The organism is Clostridioides sp. ES-S-0005-03 (assembly GCF_020658455.1).
GTDB lineage: Bacteria > Bacillota > Clostridia > Peptostreptococcales > Peptostreptococcaceae > Clostridioides.
Genome location: NZ_JACVWI010000001.1, coordinates 1,061,188 through 1,079,458 on the forward strand (window position 1 = coordinate 1,061,188; position 18,271 = coordinate 1,079,458).

The following is an 18,271-nucleotide window of genomic DNA, read 5'->3' on the forward strand; positions in this document are numbered from 1 at the left end:
TATAATACTTTAGTTTAAATATTACTAAACTTAAATACTTTAGTATTTGTTAATACTTGTTAATATATATTTATTGATTTATTATATAATAATATAGATATTACTATATCTTAAATTAGATAAATATAATTACGTATATATTGTTATTGTCAAAATTTAATTCTACATTTTTTTAATAATATTATTTTAGGAGGAAAAAATGATAAACAATATTAAAAATAAATTTAAAGATTACAAACCATATATAAACGGTTATGAAAATATGAAAAGAGCATCTGTATTAATTCCAATAGTAGAAATAAATAACATACATCATATATTATTTGAAGTTCGCTCAAAAAATTTAAAGCATCAACCCAATGAAATTTCTTTTCCAGGTGGAAAAATAGAGTCTAACGAAACTCCTTATGAAGCCGTTATTAGAGAAACATGTGAGGAACTTGGAACTTTTAATGACAATATAGAAGTTATAGCAAGTCTTGACTTACTTATAACTCCTGTAAAATTTATAATACATCCCTACTTAGGATATATAAAAAACATCAATAATTTAAATATAAATAAAGATGAAGTTGACCATACTTTTTTGGTACCTATAAAATATCTTTTAGAAAATCCTCCAAATACCTATAATAATACAGTCAAAGTTTTTCCTGATGAAAATCTTCCATATGGTTCAATTCCAAATCAAAAAGATTATAAATTTGAAAGTGGAAGTTACCCTGTTCTATTTTATAAATATAAAGATTATGTAATTTGGGGAATAACAGCAAAAATATTAGAAAATTTTTTAAACTTCTTATCAGAATAATACTTGGAATCAAATATTCAAATTTTTATATAAGAAGTTTTTAAAATTTTCTAACTTTAAAATGTTATAATTCTAAAAAAGATAGTAAATTATGTTTTATAATATTTTTTATGCTTGATTATTGTTCAATTATTGTTACACAATTTTTAATACAATTTCAAGCTAAGCACTATGTACTAATACCACATTATAAATAAATTATAATATGATAATATATCTAATAAGATTAATCTATGAAATAAATGATTTTAATGTATGTTTATGGTAAAATATTAATCATTAAGTAAACTGATAAATCAGAGTATCTGGAGGTGCTTATAATGTTTGCAGTAGGATTCACAGTTATAATTGCAATTGCCTCTTTCATTTTAAGTATATTGTTATTTAATGGAAAAGGAAGTATGCTATTAGCAGGTTATAATACTATGAGTGATAAAGAAAAAGCTCGATATGATGTAAAAAAACTATGTAGAAGTTCTAGCATTGTTACTTTTATTGTATCTATAATGTTATTTATCATGTCATTTTTGGGATATAGAATAGAGAGTGGACAAATGGATGAAAAAAAAATGCTTCCGTTTGCTGTAATATTTATAATAGTTATACTTGCTAGCGTGTTTTTCAATATCTATTACTCTAACAAGAAATGTAAAAAATAAAAATTAGTAAGTTAAGCAGTTAATTATGAAAGATTGACTGCTTTTTTATGTCTATTAGATATTTTAATATATAATAAATACTAAATATAGTTAAGTAAGCTTTGATAAAATAGAATAAAAAATAGATGTACAATTAATTTACATCCTATATCAAATTTATTTTTATTTACAATAGAAACTGAAATTATCATAATATATATGATATGTTCTTAAAATTTAAAAATTTAATATATTTTGTTTTATAGTACATCTATTCCAATCAGTTTACATAATTTTATTATTTTATACAGTTCTAATCATTTACTAGTACACCATTCAATGAAAATGTTCTAGGTTCAGTGATTTTAACCATAACTAATTTTCCAATTAAATCATCACTTCCACCTTCAAAATTTACAAGTTTATTTTGTCTAGTTCTACCAGCAAATTTATTTTCATTATTTTTGCTTCTTCCTTCGACCAAAACTTCAACTACTCTATTTTTATATTCATTATTTATCTCTGCTGAGATTCTATTTACTGCTTCTAATACTCTATTAAATCTTTCATGTTTTATTTCTTCTGGTATTTGATTTTCCATTTTAGCAGCAGGAGTTCCCTGTCTTTTAGAATAAATAAATGTAAATGCTGAATCATATCTAACTTTTTCAACCACATCTAGAGTATCTTCTAAATCTTCTTCTGTTTCTCCTGGAAAACCTATCATTAAGTCCGTTGAAAAAGCAATATCTGGCACTTCTTTTTTAGCTTTCTCTATTATGTCTAGATAATATTCCTTTGTATAATGTCTATTCATTTTTTTCAGAAGACTACTACTTCCACATTGTATTGGTAAATGTAAAAATTCACACACCTTATCACAATCTCTAATTGCATATATCACCTCATCAGATATGTCTTTAGGATGAGATGTCATAAATCTAACTCTTTCAATTCCTTCTATATCATTAACTTTTCTTAAAAGTTCTGAGAATGCAACTGGATTTTCAAGTGTTTTGCCATACGAATCTACATTTTGTCCAAGCAAAGTTATTTCTTTTGTTCCATTTGAAACAAGCTCTTTTATCTCATTAATTATATCTTCAGGTGTTCTGCTTCTTTCTCTTCCTCTTGTATATGGAACTATACAATAGGTACAGAAATTATTGCATCCATACATTATATTTACAAATGCTTTTAATTCAAATTTTCTATTACTTCTAAGGCCTTCTATTACTTCTCCATCTACATCCCATACATCTACTAACATTTTGTCAGAATTTATTGATTCTGTAAGTAATTGTGGAAATTTATATAGATTATGTGTTCCAAATACAAGGTCTACATGTTTGTATTTTTTTCTTAGTTCTTCTACAACATGTGGTTGTTGCATCATACATCCACACACAGCTATTTTCATGTTTGGATTTTTTCCTTTTAGATGCTTTAACTGACCTAAATTTCCATACACCTTTAGTTCTGCATTTTCTCTTACTGCACATGTATTATATATTATTAGGTCACTTTCTTCAACTATCATTGACATTTGGTATCCCATTTCTTCTAACATTGAACAAAGTTTTTCTGAATCATGTTCATTCATCTGGCACCCAAAGGTTTGAGTAAACACGAGCTTTCTCTTTCCTGTTCTGTTGAAGTATTCTTCATTTTGTCTGTGTATTTGTTCTATATATTTATCTTGTTCTTGTATTTTCTCTATTGGTATTGTTACTTGTTTTCTTTTGCTCACTTCTATTCCTCCTAGTTAATTTCTTATATTACACATAACCTTAATTATATCAAATAAGAAAAATCTTTTAAAGGTATTGTTAAAGTTTTAACTATAATAAAAGACAGCCAAATCGCTGTCCTTTATTATATTATACTTTACTTTTATATAAAAATAGATTTTAAATCAATCCATTTACAATTCTACAAAATATATTTCTATTGATATCTAATAATTTACTAAGTTTATACTATACAAGTACATTAAATTAATCTTATTTAAGAAAATAAAATAATCATAATATCATTATAAAATAAACTTTTTATTATATCAAGTATATCTCAAATTAAATATTATAAGCCATATATCTAATCAAATTTTAACTTTGGTAACTAACCCTTCTTATTGATAAATTAACAATCTTGAATAAAAATATTCCTGCAACTAAATTTATTAAAACAGCTGGTAATACTACTGTTAAGAATAACGCTGTAAAAGAAGCTCCTGGAAGACCAACTATAGCTTGAGCAGCTAACAAAAATATTGTTCCACTTACAAGTGTTCCTATTGGCATTATAATTGCAACTACTATAGTATCCTGTGTTTTTTTAGATAAGTTTTTTATAAAAGGCATTTTATAGCTAACATATATTAATAAAAATACTATATTGGCTGTAAGAGTTTTATCTATTATATTAGGAACTTGACCTCCTGGGAAGCTTGATGTAAGTGCTGTAAATATACCTGTCACTATTCCTGCTATTAAGCAAGTTTTATAGTCATCTCTATTTAAAACTAATATCACAAACAGCATTGCTAGTGGTACATCTGGTTTCATTGGTAATCCTATAGCAGGTGTAATTTGATGTATTAATAATCCCATTGCTAAAAGTATTGCATTTAAAGTTAGTTTTTTTGTATTTGTTTTCATTTTTGTATTTCCTCCTAATTTTTTTAATTTTCAATTTATTTTTTTGCCAGTTTTCTAAATCATCATCTTTAGCTTTAGAAATTCATAACATCTATTTCACCACCTTCTACATATCGAATTTTTCGTAAAATAAAAAACTCCGTCCTAAATTAATAGGACGGAGATTATCCGCGTTGCCACCTAAATTATATAAAAACTTAATATAAAACTCAATTTTTATATATCTCATTATCAGGTACTTACATACCCTATTCGCTATAACGTACGACTAACGATAAAGTCTACTCTCAAAAATATGATTTCGATTTACTCCTCTAAGGCCCATTCATCAAATTTTTTCTTACCAAGATTCCACCATCCTTGGCTCTCTATATTGAACCTAAATTTAACTACTCTTCCTTGTCATAGGATTTAATTTATTATATATTGTTTTGCCATTGAAATAATCATATTACTTTTTCTAAAAAATGTCAATATATTTTTATAGCTTTTTAAATATACTTCTTTTAAAACTATTTTTTTAAAATAATACTAATAAAAATCAATACTAATTTCTTTCTTAAAATTTTATACCTAATTCAAACTTTTTAAATTTTATTTTCAATAATTTAATTTATTTTCTTATTATTTATCTAGCTATTTTATGTAATTTTTGAATTAGTCTTAATAAGGCTTTAATAATTCTATTTTTATATTCTAATAAAATCTTTTCTTATTTCTTTTAATTAATATTACTATTACTATAGCTATAATGATAAATATCACTATTACTAACAATATCAACTTTGATATTATACTGTGTTTTTTTATACTTCTGTTACTATGTCTATTTATAATTCCATTTCTATACCTTTTATTACTTGTACTTCGTTTTTTTAGTTTTATTTTACTTTTATTTGAACTACTACCTCTATGTCTTTTTCTAGATTTAATAGTCTTAAACTTAGCATTAGTAGATGTATAGTTCGTTTGTGTTGAGTAAACAGATGTACTAAAATCGTTAATAATTTCAGCTTCTACTTGTAGCGGATTTACAATACTGATTACTAGCAAAAAACATATAATTATCCTAATCAATTTTTTCTTTTTTTTCATTTACTTTCCCCTCATAAAAAATTTATATCTATTTTATTATAATATATACTCACTCAAAAACTACAAATTTTTTCAAATTTCTAATTTTTTTATATTAGATATTTTTTATAATATCAGAAGAATATTAAAATTTGACTATATTTTTTCGTCCTTATTCTTAATCTAACTGGAACAATAGGAATTACACAAATAGAATTAAGCAATGCATTCCTTTTTTATATTTATCAATCAACACTGGAATGTTCAACAATACTATAATGTCATTAACTTTAAATTAAAAACTAAAATTTTACAATTTAGATATCTCTTCAACAATCTCTTTGACAGATTTATTAGAAACATTAATTTTCGTTGTTGCTAATATTTCATACATGGGTAAATAGTTAACACTTCTTTCTATTACATCAGTAAAACGCAAACCTTCCTCTACATCGGTCTTCAACCTTTTTCTCAATACAGTTTCATCACAAATTAAGGAAATATTTATTACTCTACAATCAGATATATCTAGGCAAGATATAATAGTATCAATAATACTTTGTTCATGCATTACCCAACAAAAAATAATATTTTCAAAAGTACTACACTTTATAAAGTTATTCAACAATGAACAAATATTTGAAAGAACCATTTTTTTCGTTTCAACAGTAATTTGAAATGGATGCATATCCCAACACCAATCACCATCAAGAAAAACACTATTTTTCAAGATTAATTTTAGAGATTGGCATACTGTTGTTTTGCCTACTCCCATTGTCCCACCAATAATATAAATATTTTTCATTCATTTTTCCTTTCAAAGTTCAATTTATTTGTTAGTCATATTTTATCACATCAACATATAAAAATCATACTTTAACATCTATCATATTATTCATACCATATACAATTGCTTTGTTATCTTTAGGTCTCTTATATTCCTTCCTAAATGGATTAAGTAGAAAATTAAACTTATAAATCAGTTTTTATTACTTAAATTTTTGAAATAATTAATTTAAACTTTATACATTTATTAATTTGTAACATAATCTATATTCATACTTTCTTTCATTAAAATTCCATGATACAATAATACTGCTAGATAATAGTAGTAGTTTAATATAAAACTAATATATATATAATTATGTAATAATAAATATTACAAAGGAGAGTGAATTATAATGTTATCAAAACCAGCAACAATGCTTTTAGGTCTAATAAATGAAAAGCCTCTTAATGCCTATGAAATTATAAAAGTGCTAGAATACATGAATGTAAAGTACTGGTTTAATATCGCAGACTCAACCGTATATACTACAATTAAGACTTTAGAAAAAAGAGGATTGATTTTAGGTACTGTTAAAAAGGATGGTAATATGCCAGACAAAACGGTTTACACAATCACAGAAAAAGGAAGTATAGAATTTCACGATACTTTGAGAAGTTCTATTTTAAAATTCGATTATGACACTAATATTTTTTCTATTACAGCATTCTTTATTGAATGCCTAGGAAAAGAAGAAAGAAAGAAGCTTTTAGAAAAACGATTAGAAGTTTTAAATCAATATCTAACAGGGATTAAGCAAAAAGATGATGATTGGGAAAAAGAAGTTAGTGAATTTCATGTTGCTAATGTAAAACGTATGATAGATATAGTATTAGCAGAAATTTCTGGAACAAAAAAATTATTAACTGTTTGTAAGGGTTAAGCAAAAACTGTAGATAATGGCTTTCCACATATAATTCATAGTTTACTGTTTTGTATTTATTTTATTTACTCTTCTTTCATAGATATAGAAAGGGCACCTCATATGAAGTGCCTATCTATATTATATTCATTTTTAGTTATTACCTTTAACTATTGTATAAAACTTTTTTCTCAATATATTTTCATATACCCTTATGAATGACATCTTGCATTTATTAGGATTCTTTTTTATAAAGTTTATTATATATGATTATGTCAAAGTCGAATATTCTTCTACATACTGACTATATACATATCCAGAATATCTTTTCCCATTTTTGTGAATATTGATTCTTGTCCATTTTCCAACACTATAACAGACTTCAACTTTAAAACCATCAGGAATTGTAGTTATTATTTTTGAATCTGTTGTTCTGTCATTTCTTAATTCTAGATTTAAACCATTAGTTTTTATATTTCCTATGTAATTTCTTTTTCTGTTTTCTAGAATATTATTACTTTTAGCATTGCTCAATTTCTCTAAATATTTATATAGTAACCAACCTTTGTCATAATTACTTTCAACTTCTGCCCATTTTCCATCTACACAATTTAACTTAACCATTTTTCCTTCTGGTATGCTTTTTAATTTCATACTGTTTATATCTGGTTTCTCTCTTAAATTCAATTTAATCTTAGTCTTAAAATTGATTTTAGATTCATCAAAGTTTTTTAACATTAATTCAGATATCATTTAAAACCCTCCTCTTGCCAAATTTTAAGTTATTAAAAATACCTAACTCTTAAAAAATAAATTTAACAAAAAGAATTATTATCTTTTTGGCAACTGGCTGACATGACCTTTATTATATAAAGATTTTAGTCCCTATAGCTTTGCGTCATTAGATTTATCTAATATTGCCTATATCTGAATAATAACACAAATTAAATATTTACAAAATAATATTCCCTCAAATTTTATATTAATTAAATATAAATTCAATTTTTAATTAATAATAAATAAAAAATATCTTTATATTACTAAATAAAGTATTATTCTCTATGAATTATCTATAAAATAGTAATTTACCTAACATATAATTTTTTATAACAAACTTTTTTCTATATTAAGAATATGAAGATATAAAGACAAATTCATAATTTCTTATATCTTTAATACAGGAACTTTTATAAATATATATTAACAAAAAAGTTTTTGTGTATTCATACAGGTTCTTATACCTTATATCTCTTTTTTGATTATTGAACACTATTTAGGTATCATAATTTTTTAAAGCTTACTTGACAAAAAAGGTATATCACTGTATCATTAATATAAACCGACGGTCAGTCTATAGAATAGATATAAGTATAAAATCTACATATATTTGTATGATTATGAAAGTACATAAAGACTAACTAATAAAAATTTTAATGAAAATAGTGGTAACTATTGTTATCTCTTATCAATATATAACATTAATAAAAAAACCACTTATGATACACTTTCTTGAGTTTTTTTATATTCAACTCAGTTCACTTACTTTAGTTATTTACATTGCTATACTTATGGTATTTTTAATTTTTTAAAATTTTTAAGAAACGAGGATGAAATATGTTAAAAAGAATATTACAAAAAGATTTAGCAAGAAATAAAGTAGTAACAGCCACATTATTCATATTTATTTTCCTGGCAGCTATGTTGGTATCTAGTGCTACAAATATCATTATAGAACTTACTAGTTCTATGTCTTCCTTGTTTAGACAATCTCATGCACCTCACTATGTTCAAATGTATTCTGGAGAATTAAACCAAAAATTAATCAATGAATTTACATCTTCAACTCCGTCTGTAAAAGAACAACAAACGGTTGAACTTCTAAATATCAATGGAAGAAATATTTTTCTAGGAAATGAGAAAAAAAGCCAATCTGACAGTGTTTTAGAAAATAGTTTTGTGAGGCAAAATAGTAAGTTCGATTTTTTGTTAGACATGAATAATGCTATATTAAAAATAGAAAATGGAGAAATAGGGGTTCCTGTCTATTACATGAAACAAAATAATTTAAATATTGGAGATAAGATACAAATAGCCAATGGTGATTTCTTCATGGAATTTACAATAAAAGACTTTGTGCGTGATGTACAAATGAACCCTTCCCTTGTTACTTCAAAGCGTTTCTTAATCAGTAATGATGATTGGAATACTTTACATGCTAACTTAGGTGAAAGTGAGTACCTTATTGAATTTCTATTAAATGATATAAATAAAATTAGTGAATTTGAAACGTTATATCAATCAACTAATCTTCCACAAACAGGAACATCAATAACTTATTCTCTTTATCAAGTACTAAATGCATTATCTGATGGAATTTTAGTTGCAATTATTATATTAATTAGTATTCTACTTATTATAATTTCTACTTTATGCTTACGATTTACACTAATTACAACTATTGAAGAAGATTATCGTGAAATTGGTGTTATGAAAGCAATTGGTATCCAAAGCGTTAATATCCGAAAGTTGTATCTTGCAAAATATCTATTGATTGCATCTTTAGCAAGTTTTTTTGGTTATATAACCTCATTATTTATTGGAACTTTTTTTACAGAGAATATCAATCTTTATATGGGTACAGTAGAAAAAAATACTTTTAGTGTCTTTATCCCATTAATTGGTGCAGTTATTGTATTTATAGCAGTTATATTCTTTTGTAATCTAATACTCAAAAGATTTAATAAAATATCAGCAGTAGAAGCATTAAAAACAGGTACTTCAATGACCACTAAACAAAACAGATATAATATAAAACTGTACAAAAGCAAAATAACAAATGTTAATCTCTTTTTAGGATTAAATGAAGTAACTGGAAGATTTACCATTTATAGCTTACTCTGCTTTGTTTATGCTGTCTGCACCTTCCTCATGATTGTACCACTTAATTTTCTAAATACTATTCAGTCTCCAGAATTTATTACTTATATGGGAGCTGGTCAAAGCGATATTCGCATTGATTTGCAACAGACAAATGAAACTCAAAACCATCTTAATTCTATATTGAATGTGATTGAAAGTGATGATGATGTTGAAAAATATGATTCCTTTATAACGAGTTCTTATAAGGTAGTGAACCAGGATGGAGCAATAGAAAACATAAAAATAGAAAATGGAGATTTTTCAACTTTTCCACTTGAATATGTAAATGGTTCTGCACCAACAAATGAAAATGAGATTGCTCTATCTGTTATAAATGCTGATGAACTAGGGAAAAGTGTTGGAGATAATTTATCCATTTTTTCAGAAGAAGATAATGAACTAATTCTCACAGTTAGTGGCATTTATCAAGATGTTACATATGGTGGTAAGACTGCAAAAGCGATGCTACCTTACAAAAAAGATACAATTTTATGGTATATCATAAATTTAAATATGAAACCTGGAGTTAATTTAACAGATAAATTAGATCAGTATAGAATGGATTGTTATCCTGCAAAAGTTACAAATATGGATGATTATGTAAGTCAGACATTAGGCTCTGTTATTAGCCAATTAAGACTTGTTATAAAGTTAGCTATTATTCTATCTGTTTCGATTTCTGGATTTATTACAGCAATGTTTTTCAAAATGCTGATTGCTAAAGATACATCACAAATTGCAATTATGCTTAGTTTAGGATTTTCTACTAAAAATATACGAACTCAATATACTGCAAGAGCATTATTAGTGCTTACAATTGGAATTATTTTAGGAATTATTGCATCAAATACAATTGGTCAGAAAATAGCAGGGCTACTTCTTTCTGGTATATCCAATTTACAATTTATAACAAATCCACTAATTGTATATATAGTTTGTCCAATAACTTTAATTATAACTGTATCTGTTACTATTACAGCAATTAGTATGACAATCAAAAAAATAAAAATTATGTCTATCATAGAATAAGAGGTATATTATGAATAATATTATAGAAGCTAGAAAAATTAGTAAAGAATATGTCATCAGCAAAGAGAATATACATCAAGTTTTAAAAGGAATTGATTTAACCATTCAACATGGAGAGTTTGTATCTGTTATGGGAGCTTCTGGCTCAGGAAAAACAACTCTACTTTATAACTTAAGTGGTATGGATAAACTCACATCTGGAAATATTACATTCTGCGGAGAAATGATTTCTAGTATGTATGAGGAAGAATTATCGAAGATACGATTAGAAAAAATGGGATTTATCTTTCAACAAAGCAATTTACTAAAAAATTTAAATATTTTTGATAATATAGTCCTTTCCGCCTATTTGAGAAAGGAAGAAAGCCGCCAAATAATTAATGAACGAGCAAAAACACTTATGGAGAAAACAAATATTTCAGAAATCAAAGATAAAGATATTACTCAGGTTTCTGGTGGTCAACTTCAAAGAGCAGCTATATGTCGTGCATTAATTAATACTCCAGAAATCTTATTTGGAGATGAACCAACCGGTGCACTTAATTCTAAAGTAACAAATGAAGTGATGGACATTCTTTTAGATATCAACAACTCTGGTACAACCATTATGCTTGTAACTCATGATGCCAAAGTTGCAGCAAAAACAGAACGAGTAGTATTTATGTCTGATGGTGTAATCATTGGAGAAATTATATTAGGAAAGTTTAATGAATATAATAACAATTTAAAGGAAAGAGAAAATAAACTTACAAACTGGTTATTAGAATTAGGTTTTTAGAAATATTAGTATAAATAAAACAGATATTACTAATATTATAAAATCAAAATAGTTATAAGTAAAGAAATAAGTAAATCTATTATTAGGAAATCTATAAAGTAATATAAGTACAACTTCTTAAAGCAATAATTGTTTATAAGAAATTTTTCATATATCTAAATTAAGATATACAACATTTTATTAAACTATCTACTTCACATATATATTAAAGCTGATGACTTATCTAATGTTTGATGATAAAATAAAATTAATAAATATTTAATTATAGAGGATTATATTATGAACATTATTAAAAGAGTACCCTTAATATTAATAGTATTAATTGCAATATTACTAACAGGATGTTCTCCAAGAGAAAGTGCTAGTGAAGTAGCAAAAAAGTACAGTGATAGAGTAAATTCTGGAGATTATGAAACAGCATATGATTTACTAAGCAAAGACACCAAGAAAAAAGTTAGCCTTGAAAGGTTTAAAGAGTATCAAAGTGTATTACTTGAGACAAAAAAAGTAATTGGTTATAAATTAATAAAAGAAGAAAATATAGAAAAATATAAATATGATAAAAAAGAATATAAAAATCTTGTTAAACTAGAAGAAACTTATGATATAAAAAATATTTACTTAAAAAAATGTGAGTCTTTAAAAATTAATAGGTACCTTATAGTTGAAAATAATCAATATAAGTTATTATGGCATGAAAATTTCAAACGAAATCTTAGTTCTAGATACCTTGATGTTGTATATCTAAAATTTAGAAAACATGAGATAGTTTCAGATAAAACACTTAAAAAAGCACTTAAAGATACTACTCTACTACTGAAAAAAGCAGTTGACATTGATCCTACTAATTCAGATGCTTATTATGCACAAACATGTCACTATATGAATTTAGACGAATATGATAATGGTCTGATTTCAATTAATAACTGCTTAAAATATTTAGATAAAAAAAATTCTAATTATAAAAAAGATTTAAGTGATGCATATAATTTAAAGGCCGTTATGTGTATGGGTAATAAAAAATATGATGAAGCAAAAAAATTTTTAAATAAATCATTGTATGCTAATAAGGATAACAATGATGCAAAGTTTAACTTAAAAGTAATAAAAAATCAATTAGAGTAAATGCCTAATTTATTATATTCAACAAATACATATAAATTGGTGCAAGTAATATTTTTTTACTTCCATATATAAATCACAGTACTTATGTAAAATTATTATATAATAATTTAATTTTTTATAGATTAAAATTAACATGTTTTAGACTTTTATTTATAATCCAGTTAAATTTATTATTACCTTATTCTAAAGTTTACTTAGTAACTGAATCTATATGACTTTATATAAATATAAAATAAATTCATTTATATTTATTATGTATTTATACAATATTCTCTATTAAATTAAAATACCTATAAATTAATTACAAACTTAAATTATAAAAAAGAACTTATTACTATATGAAAGTTAATATATGAGCAATAAGTTCTTTATATTTGTACGTAAAACATTAATCAATTAAATTTAAAATACATAACAAGATAATACTAAAAATATATAATTATGTTAGATAATAAAATCTAAAGCAATAGGTATTTATAAATATTTATAATTTTTAAATTTGTATATGACAGTAGTTAAATATTACATAATAAATCCAAATAAATATATAGATATCACACCTGTAACAATAGAAATTCCAATAGATTTAAATTTATATGCAACAAGAAGCACAATTAGAAAAGATATAATTTTAGGATTTACTACAGACAAATATAAATTATCTCCATTAAAAAATACATCTTTCGCTGTTAAAGAAGTAAGGATTGCTACAGGTATAAATTTCATTATTTTTTTCAAAGACTCAGGCATATCCTTTTTCGAAAAAATTAACATTGGAAGAACTCTTGGAAGGTATGTAACAATGTACATTCCTATTATAATAAAAAATATATAATTACTATTATTCATAAGATTCCTCCTTTTTCGAATGTACCTTTTCTGCAAAGAACCCAATTAAAGAGGCTAAAATTGATGCAACTATAATTACTAAATTACTCTTAAACAATACATATAAAATAATTGAAATAATAATTGACGATATAAATACTAAAACATAAATCTTGTTTTTTATTTGAGAAACTATTAATGCTATAAACATAGAGGTCAGTATAAATCCAGAAATAGAACTATCTATAGATATTGTTTCTCCTAAAAATGCCCCAATAAAGTTAGCTAAGACTGATGAAACTAGGCAAAAAAAATTGAGATAGATTGCATTTTTATCAGTCCAATTTCCAGTAGTAAATTTTTCATAATTAACTGCAAAAGTTTCATCAGTTATGGTATGGCAAAATGGCAATATAAACTTTGGACTTTTATTTTTTATATACATATTTAAATTGGAACTCATTAAAAAATGTCTCAAATTAACAATAAATGTGGTTAATACAATAGACGTTACACTTGCACCAGCTGAAATCATTGAAGCTGCAATAAATTGAGAACTTCCTCCAAATACCAAAGTTACCATTAATGCTATTTGGAAAGGTGAAAGACCAGATTTCTGCAATAGTATTCCTCCTACTATTCCTATTGGTATATAGCCCAAAAATATGGGTATAGAAGCAATAAAACTTTCTCTTAGTTGCTGAGTTCTTTCCATGATAAATCACTCCTTTTAACCTTTAATACACTGAGTATTATTAAAATATAAAATAGATTAATCATATAATTGCAATTATACTTAAACATAGATTTGAATTAACTATATAAGCTTTACTATATAAATAAAAATAAATTAATTTTGAAATACTATTAATTTATAATTACTTTTTGTTGTGAGGCAATAATATATGTCAATTCTTATAAATCAATTATCTATCATATTTTCATTGTAACAGCAAAAAAAATTACACACAATTAAAATATTGTGTGCAATACAATTATCTTTTTTCTTTTAGTAATCGTTTTAATACACTTAAACCAGATTTAAGTTCTTCTATATTTTCTGTAGCACATACAGCTATTCTTATTGCAGAAATAGGTTTTTCTTTTCCAACTGCAAAGCGCTCAGATGCATAAACCTGTACACCTTCTTTGAGTGCTTGTAACTCAAGTTTTTCAGCCATTATATCATCAGGTAGTATTAACCATCTAAATATACATTCATTATTTCCTAAAATATTATACTCAGATAAATATTGATTGACAATCTCATTTCTCTTTCTAGCAGACTTACGGCGTGCCTCAATTAATTTATCTGCTTCTCCTGATGCAATCATACGATAAGCTATTTCTGTTAAAAAATATGATTGAGAGAGATTAATATTATACAAAGCACTTGATAAGGCTTCTCTATACTTTTTAGGTGTAGCAATGTATGCAAGACGTAAGCTAGGTGCAAGAATTTTTGATAAACTTGTAATATAAATTGTCTGATTAGGTATATAATTAGCAACTGGATTCAAATGTATTTCATTAAGTAAACCATGAATAGCATCCTCAATAACAATTAGGTTATATTTGGATGCAATATGTGCAATCATTTTTCGTCCATCCTCTGACATTATATGTGTAGTGGGATTTTGATAATCTGGTATTATATATATTCCCTTGATATTTTCATTCTTGCATGCATATAATAAACCTTCTTCACTAATCTCCCCATTTTCTTGTTTAATTGGAATTAATTGTATTCCAAGCATTTTGGCTGCTGTCTTTATTCCAGGGTAAGTTAATGGGTCTACACCTATTCTATCTCCATGTTGAAATAGCCCTGCCAAAATGGCTACAATTGCATTTTGTCCTCCACTTGCAGGAAGTAAGCTATCAGCTGAGGTTTTAAATCCAGTTTGGGAAATCAATTTAGCTATAGCTTCTTTTTGCCAATCAGCGCCATCTCTCTGTCCATATTGAAATATAGTTTTAAAATCCAATTCTTTAGTTATTTGTTTAAATAAAGTACTCATTTCTTCTAATGCAAAATCAGGATTCATTGTACCCATTTCAATGAATGTAATTTTATTACTTGACATCAAAAATAAATTTGACCGTATATCATAAGCTACAAAAGTTCCACTTCCTGTCACCCCACTTATTAATCCTTTCTTTTCACAAATTTTAAAGGCTCTAGAAATAGTACTTACATTTACATCTAGGAAGTCTGCCAATTCACGTTGTGGTGGCAATTTGGTACCAGGCAACAAAGTTCCATTATCAATATCTTGTTCTAATTGTTCTGCAATAGCTTTATATAATATTTGTCCTCTTAATGGCCGTTTTGGTTTCCAATTCATAGGATAATTTTCAAAAGAATTAATTGGCATAAAGTTTCACCTCACATTACTAATTTGACTATTTTGTTTATTTAGAACAATAAATTCATTAGGAAAGTGATTATACAAATCCCTAACCTAAACAAATGAATCAATAGCTGTATTTCATAATTACATTTAAATTTATTTTAATATATACACCATATATTTAAAGCGCTTTCTTGTCAACATAAAAGTAATGCAATCATAATTAAATGAATACTAGAATATTTAATTATTTTTATACAATAAAAAAGAAGGTATAAAGAGCTACCCTCAAGCTCAATATACCTTATAAATATCTACACTTCGTTTTTGACTAATTTCTCTATGTCTTTGATAATATGTTCTTTAGATTTTTTTCCAGCTATTGCATCAAAAATTGCAACAGCTTTTTTCTCTCCAAACTTCTCTGCTACATCATTAAACTCTAGAAATCTAACACTTTCCTTTTGTTTGCCAAACATACAACACCTCTCATACATTTTTATATATTTATTATAACTTCTATATGTTTATTTTTCACCAATAAACGTTAGACAAATTAGTTCCTTTATTTTTTTGACTTTATTTTACCTTCAAAATACTTAACAAAACTAGTTTATTCTACCCTATAAATAAAAATATGCAATTTAATTTGTAAAAAACTCTGTAATAAAATCAGTACTTCTCTTTCTAAAAGTTTTACAGTAAAAATAACAAAAATCATTTATTGTGTAGCAGATTTAATATATAAGTAAGATTCCTTAACTATTTTATTTCTAAAAGTAAATAAAAGGTAAAATATTTAATAACAGAAAAGTTTCAAACTTATATGCTATTAGTAGAATTTTTCTAAAAAAACATATCAAATATTTGATTTTCCTGTAAAATACAGTATCTAGTATAATGGCAGATGATTACACAGCTCGAAATAAATAGCCTGTATGCCTTTGATATATAATATCTCAAAAACTTTTATGTTACTATATAGACTTATTTAATTTCACAAAGAACTAAGTGTAATAGGAGATATTTAAACTGATTAAATGGTTATAAATAATTATAATGCCTAATTATTGACTTTGACACCGTGTCGTAGTTTATACTGAAACTGTAAGGAGGAAGTATAATGAAAACAATCACTATAAGCCAAGTATCTAAAAATATGGGGATATCCACTAGAATGCTACGCTATTATGAACAAATTGGATTAATTAAAAGTTTTCGTCGTGAAGGTTATGCTTACAGAGTTTATGATGATGAAGCAATTTCTAGAATTGAGCAGATTATGCTTTTGCGTAAATTGCGAATTCCTTTACGTCAAATTCAAATAATTCTAGAAAATAAAAATGCAGTTACTGCTATTAACATCTTTCGTCAAAATATAAATGAATTAGACGAGGAAATTACTGCTCTTTCAACAATCAAGGATATTCTCTTTTGTTTTATCAAAGAATTAATTAAAGTTACAGAACTACCATTCAAAAATATTATTTCTGAAAATGACACATTGTTATCAGCTATTGAATCACTCAATATTGTTAGTATTAATTTTAAGGAGGAGCAAGGTATGAATAAGTTAAATAAAGCAGATGAAAGACTATCAAAAATCAATGATATACGTATAGTATACCTACCACCAACTACTATTGCTTCCGCTCATTATATTGGTGATGACCCAGAACTTCATGCAAATACAATGCTTGATGAATTCGTGCGTAAAAATAATTTGAATAAAATTAAACCAGATTTAAGACGTTATGGTTTCAATCATCCTAATCCAATAGATGAAACAGGCTATCATGGTTATGAGGCATGGGTGACAATTCCAGATAATATGGATATTTCGGCACCACTTAAAAGAAAGCAATTTGCAGGAGGGTTATATGGTGCACATATGATTGCTTTTGGCAATTTTGCTGAATGGGATGCACTTCTTGAATGGGTGAATAACAGTGAGAAATATGAATTTGCAGGTGATTTACAAGACCAAGAACATATGTGTGGTCTTTTAGAAGAACATTTAAACTATTTTAGCCATATAGAAAAGACAGACCTTGAGGTAAAAGATATACAACTTGATTTACTAATACCTATTAAGGAAAAATAAGAAAAAATATCAGCATAATAATACTAGTTTGTCAAAAAGATTATATGACTGTGAGATAGCAATTATGATAGAGGAAGATTATTTTTGAAAAGAAGAAATATATCTTTCTATTTAACATTCTAACTATTGACAATTAAACAAGATTATAATAAAAAATAGATAAACTATATAGTTTATCTATTTTTTATTATAACTTTAAGCAATCAATATATTTAAATCTAATAAAATTTATCTAAAGTCTTAAAGTTGAAAAAGATAAATGA

Annotated in this window: 16 protein-coding genes, 1 riboswitch and 1 other annotated feature; of the genes, 7 read left to right on the plus strand and 9 right to left on the minus strand. The window is 25.4% G+C overall.

The window, feature by feature from the left end; translation table 11 throughout:
- Nucleotides 1-199 precede the first annotated feature (199 nt).
- Complete coding sequence (locus IC218_RS05125) at nt 200-811, plus strand: NUDIX hydrolase (RefSeq protein WP_227435123.1); 612 nt, start codon at nt 200-202, stop codon at nt 809-811.
- A 320-nt stretch (nt 812-1,131) separates the two neighbouring features.
- Nucleotides 1,132-1,470, plus strand: a complete 339-nt coding sequence (locus IC218_RS05130) for a DUF3784 domain-containing protein (protein WP_227823959.1) — start codon at nt 1,132-1,134, stop codon at nt 1,468-1,470.
- Between the two features lie 292 nt (nt 1,471-1,762).
- On the opposite strand, the gene miaB is transcribed toward IC218_RS05130, so the two are convergent.
- From miaB to IC218_RS05150, 4 genes are all read right to left on the minus strand, one after another.
- A complete protein-coding gene (miaB, locus tag IC218_RS05135) occupies nt 1,763-3,199 on the minus strand; it encodes a tRNA (N6-isopentenyl adenosine(37)-C2)-methylthiotransferase MiaB (RefSeq protein ID WP_227823960.1) in 1,437 nt (478 codons plus the stop codon).
- 358 nt (nt 3,200-3,557) lie between these two features.
- The gene (locus IC218_RS05140) at nt 3,558-4,109 is read right to left on the minus strand and encodes a tryptophan transporter (protein WP_227435120.1); all 552 of its coding nucleotides are present in this window, start codon (nt 4,107-4,109) and stop codon (nt 3,558-3,560) included.
- A gap of 150 nt (nt 4,110-4,259) precedes the next feature.
- Nucleotides 4,260-4,524 (minus strand) — a binding site (T-box leader).
- 281 nt (nt 4,525-4,805) lie between these two features.
- Nucleotides 4,806-5,204, minus strand: a complete 399-nt coding sequence (locus tag IC218_RS05145; protein WP_227823961.1) for a hypothetical protein — start codon at nt 5,202-5,204, stop codon at nt 4,806-4,808.
- 289 nt (nt 5,205-5,493) lie between these two features.
- A complete protein-coding gene (locus IC218_RS05150) occupies nt 5,494-5,988 on the minus strand; it encodes an AAA family ATPase (RefSeq protein WP_227482625.1) in 495 nt (164 codons plus the stop codon).
- A gap of 376 nt (nt 5,989-6,364) precedes the next feature.
- On the opposite strand from IC218_RS05150, the gene IC218_RS05155 reads away from it, so the two are divergent.
- Entirely contained in the window at nt 6,365-6,892 is a 528-nt protein-coding gene (locus IC218_RS05155) for a PadR family transcriptional regulator (protein ID WP_227823962.1), read from the plus strand.
- A gap of 249 nt (nt 6,893-7,141) precedes the next feature.
- On the opposite strand, the gene IC218_RS05160 is transcribed toward IC218_RS05155, so the two are convergent.
- Entirely contained in the window at nt 7,142-7,624 is a 483-nt protein-coding gene (locus tag IC218_RS05160; protein WP_227435116.1) for an SH3 domain-containing protein, read from the minus strand.
- 85 nt (nt 7,625-7,709) lie between these two features.
- A riboswitch (cyclic di-GMP riboswitch) is annotated at nt 7,710-7,803 on the minus strand.
- 682 nt (nt 7,804-8,485) lie between these two features.
- Here IC218_RS05160 and IC218_RS05165 point away from each other — a divergent pair.
- The 3 genes from IC218_RS05165 (at nt 8,486) to IC218_RS05175 (ending at nt 12,722) form a co-directional block, all read left to right on the plus strand.
- Nucleotides 8,486-10,819, plus strand: a complete 2,334-nt coding sequence (locus IC218_RS05165; protein WP_227823963.1) for an FtsX-like permease family protein — start codon at nt 8,486-8,488, stop codon at nt 10,817-10,819.
- A 10-nt stretch (nt 10,820-10,829) separates the two neighbouring features.
- Nucleotides 10,830-11,597 (plus strand): ABC transporter ATP-binding protein, encoded by a 768-nt coding sequence (locus tag IC218_RS05170; RefSeq protein WP_227823964.1) that lies wholly within the window; start codon nt 10,830-10,832, stop codon nt 11,595-11,597.
- A gap of 279 nt (nt 11,598-11,876) precedes the next feature.
- Nucleotides 11,877-12,722, plus strand: a complete 846-nt coding sequence (locus IC218_RS05175; RefSeq protein ID WP_227823965.1) for a tetratricopeptide repeat protein — start codon at nt 11,877-11,879, stop codon at nt 12,720-12,722.
- A 522-nt stretch (nt 12,723-13,244) separates the two neighbouring features.
- Here IC218_RS05175 and IC218_RS05180 read toward each other — a convergent pair.
- The 4 genes from IC218_RS05180 to IC218_RS05195 form a co-directional block, all read right to left on the minus strand.
- Complete coding sequence (locus IC218_RS05180; protein ID WP_227435111.1) at nt 13,245-13,571, minus strand: AzlD domain-containing protein; 327 nt, start codon at nt 13,569-13,571, stop codon at nt 13,245-13,247.
- The gene (locus IC218_RS05185) at nt 13,564-14,265 is read right to left on the minus strand and encodes an AzlC family ABC transporter permease (protein ID WP_227823966.1); all 702 of its coding nucleotides are present in this window, start codon (nt 14,263-14,265) and stop codon (nt 13,564-13,566) included. The genes IC218_RS05180 and IC218_RS05185 overlap by 8 nt, the downstream gene beginning before the upstream one ends.
- A gap of 280 nt (nt 14,266-14,545) precedes the next feature.
- Nucleotides 14,546-15,928 carry a PLP-dependent aminotransferase family protein gene (locus IC218_RS05190; RefSeq protein ID WP_227482619.1) on the minus strand — a complete coding sequence of 461 codons (1,383 nt, stop codon included), beginning with the start codon at nt 15,926-15,928 and terminating at the stop codon, nt 14,546-14,548.
- Nucleotides 15,929-16,218: 290 nt separating this feature from the next.
- Nucleotides 16,219-16,383, minus strand: coding sequence for a hypothetical protein (locus IC218_RS05195; protein WP_227435106.1), 165 nt, complete (start codon nt 16,381-16,383; stop codon nt 16,219-16,221).
- Between the two features lie 644 nt (nt 16,384-17,027).
- Between IC218_RS05195 and IC218_RS05200 the strand changes: the two genes are divergently transcribed.
- Nucleotides 17,028-18,008, plus strand: coding sequence for a MerR family transcriptional regulator (locus IC218_RS05200; RefSeq protein WP_227823967.1), 981 nt, complete (start codon nt 17,028-17,030; stop codon nt 18,006-18,008).
- Nucleotides 18,009-18,271: the final 263 nt, after the last annotated feature.

Excerpts from the sequence above, each read along its gene's own strand:
- IC218_RS05185 (WP_227823966.1), bottom strand. The coding sequence starts at position 14,265 with ATGGAAAGAACTCAGCAACTAAGAGAAAGTTTTATTGCTTCTATACCC.
- IC218_RS05125 (WP_227435123.1), top strand. The coding sequence starts at position 200 with ATGATAAACAATATTAAAAATAAATTTAAAGATTACAAACCATATATA.
- IC218_RS05190 (WP_227482619.1), bottom strand. The coding sequence starts at position 15,928 with ATGCCAATTAATTCTTTTGAAAATTATCCTATGAATTGGAAACCAAAA.
- IC218_RS05140 (WP_227435120.1), bottom strand. The coding sequence starts at position 4,109 with ATGAAAACAAATACAAAAAAACTAACTTTAAATGCAATACTTTTAGCA.
- IC218_RS05175 (WP_227823965.1), top strand. The coding sequence starts at position 11,877 with ATGAACATTATTAAAAGAGTACCCTTAATATTAATAGTATTAATTGCA.
- IC218_RS05180 (WP_227435111.1), bottom strand. The coding sequence starts at position 13,571 with ATGAATAATAGTAATTATATATTTTTTATTATAATAGGAATGTACATT.
- IC218_RS05130 (WP_227823959.1), top strand. The coding sequence starts at position 1,132 with ATGTTTGCAGTAGGATTCACAGTTATAATTGCAATTGCCTCTTTCATT.
- IC218_RS05200 (WP_227823967.1), top strand. The coding sequence starts at position 17,028 with ATGAAAACAATCACTATAAGCCAAGTATCTAAAAATATGGGGATATCC.
- IC218_RS05195 (WP_227435106.1), bottom strand. The coding sequence starts at position 16,383 with ATGTTTGGCAAACAAAAGGAAAGTGTTAGATTTCTAGAGTTTAATGAT.
- IC218_RS05150 (WP_227482625.1), bottom strand. The coding sequence starts at position 5,988 with ATGAAAAATATTTATATTATTGGTGGGACAATGGGAGTAGGCAAAACA.
- IC218_RS05165 (WP_227823963.1), top strand. The coding sequence starts at position 8,486 with ATGTTAAAAAGAATATTACAAAAAGATTTAGCAAGAAATAAAGTAGTA.
- IC218_RS05145 (WP_227823961.1), bottom strand. The coding sequence starts at position 5,204 with ATGAAAAAAAAGAAAAAATTGATTAGGATAATTATATGTTTTTTGCTA.
- IC218_RS05160 (WP_227435116.1), bottom strand. The coding sequence starts at position 7,624 with ATGATATCTGAATTAATGTTAAAAAACTTTGATGAATCTAAAATCAAT.
- IC218_RS05155 (WP_227823962.1), top strand. The coding sequence starts at position 6,365 with ATGTTATCAAAACCAGCAACAATGCTTTTAGGTCTAATAAATGAAAAG.
- IC218_RS05170 (WP_227823964.1), top strand. The coding sequence starts at position 10,830 with ATGAATAATATTATAGAAGCTAGAAAAATTAGTAAAGAATATGTCATC.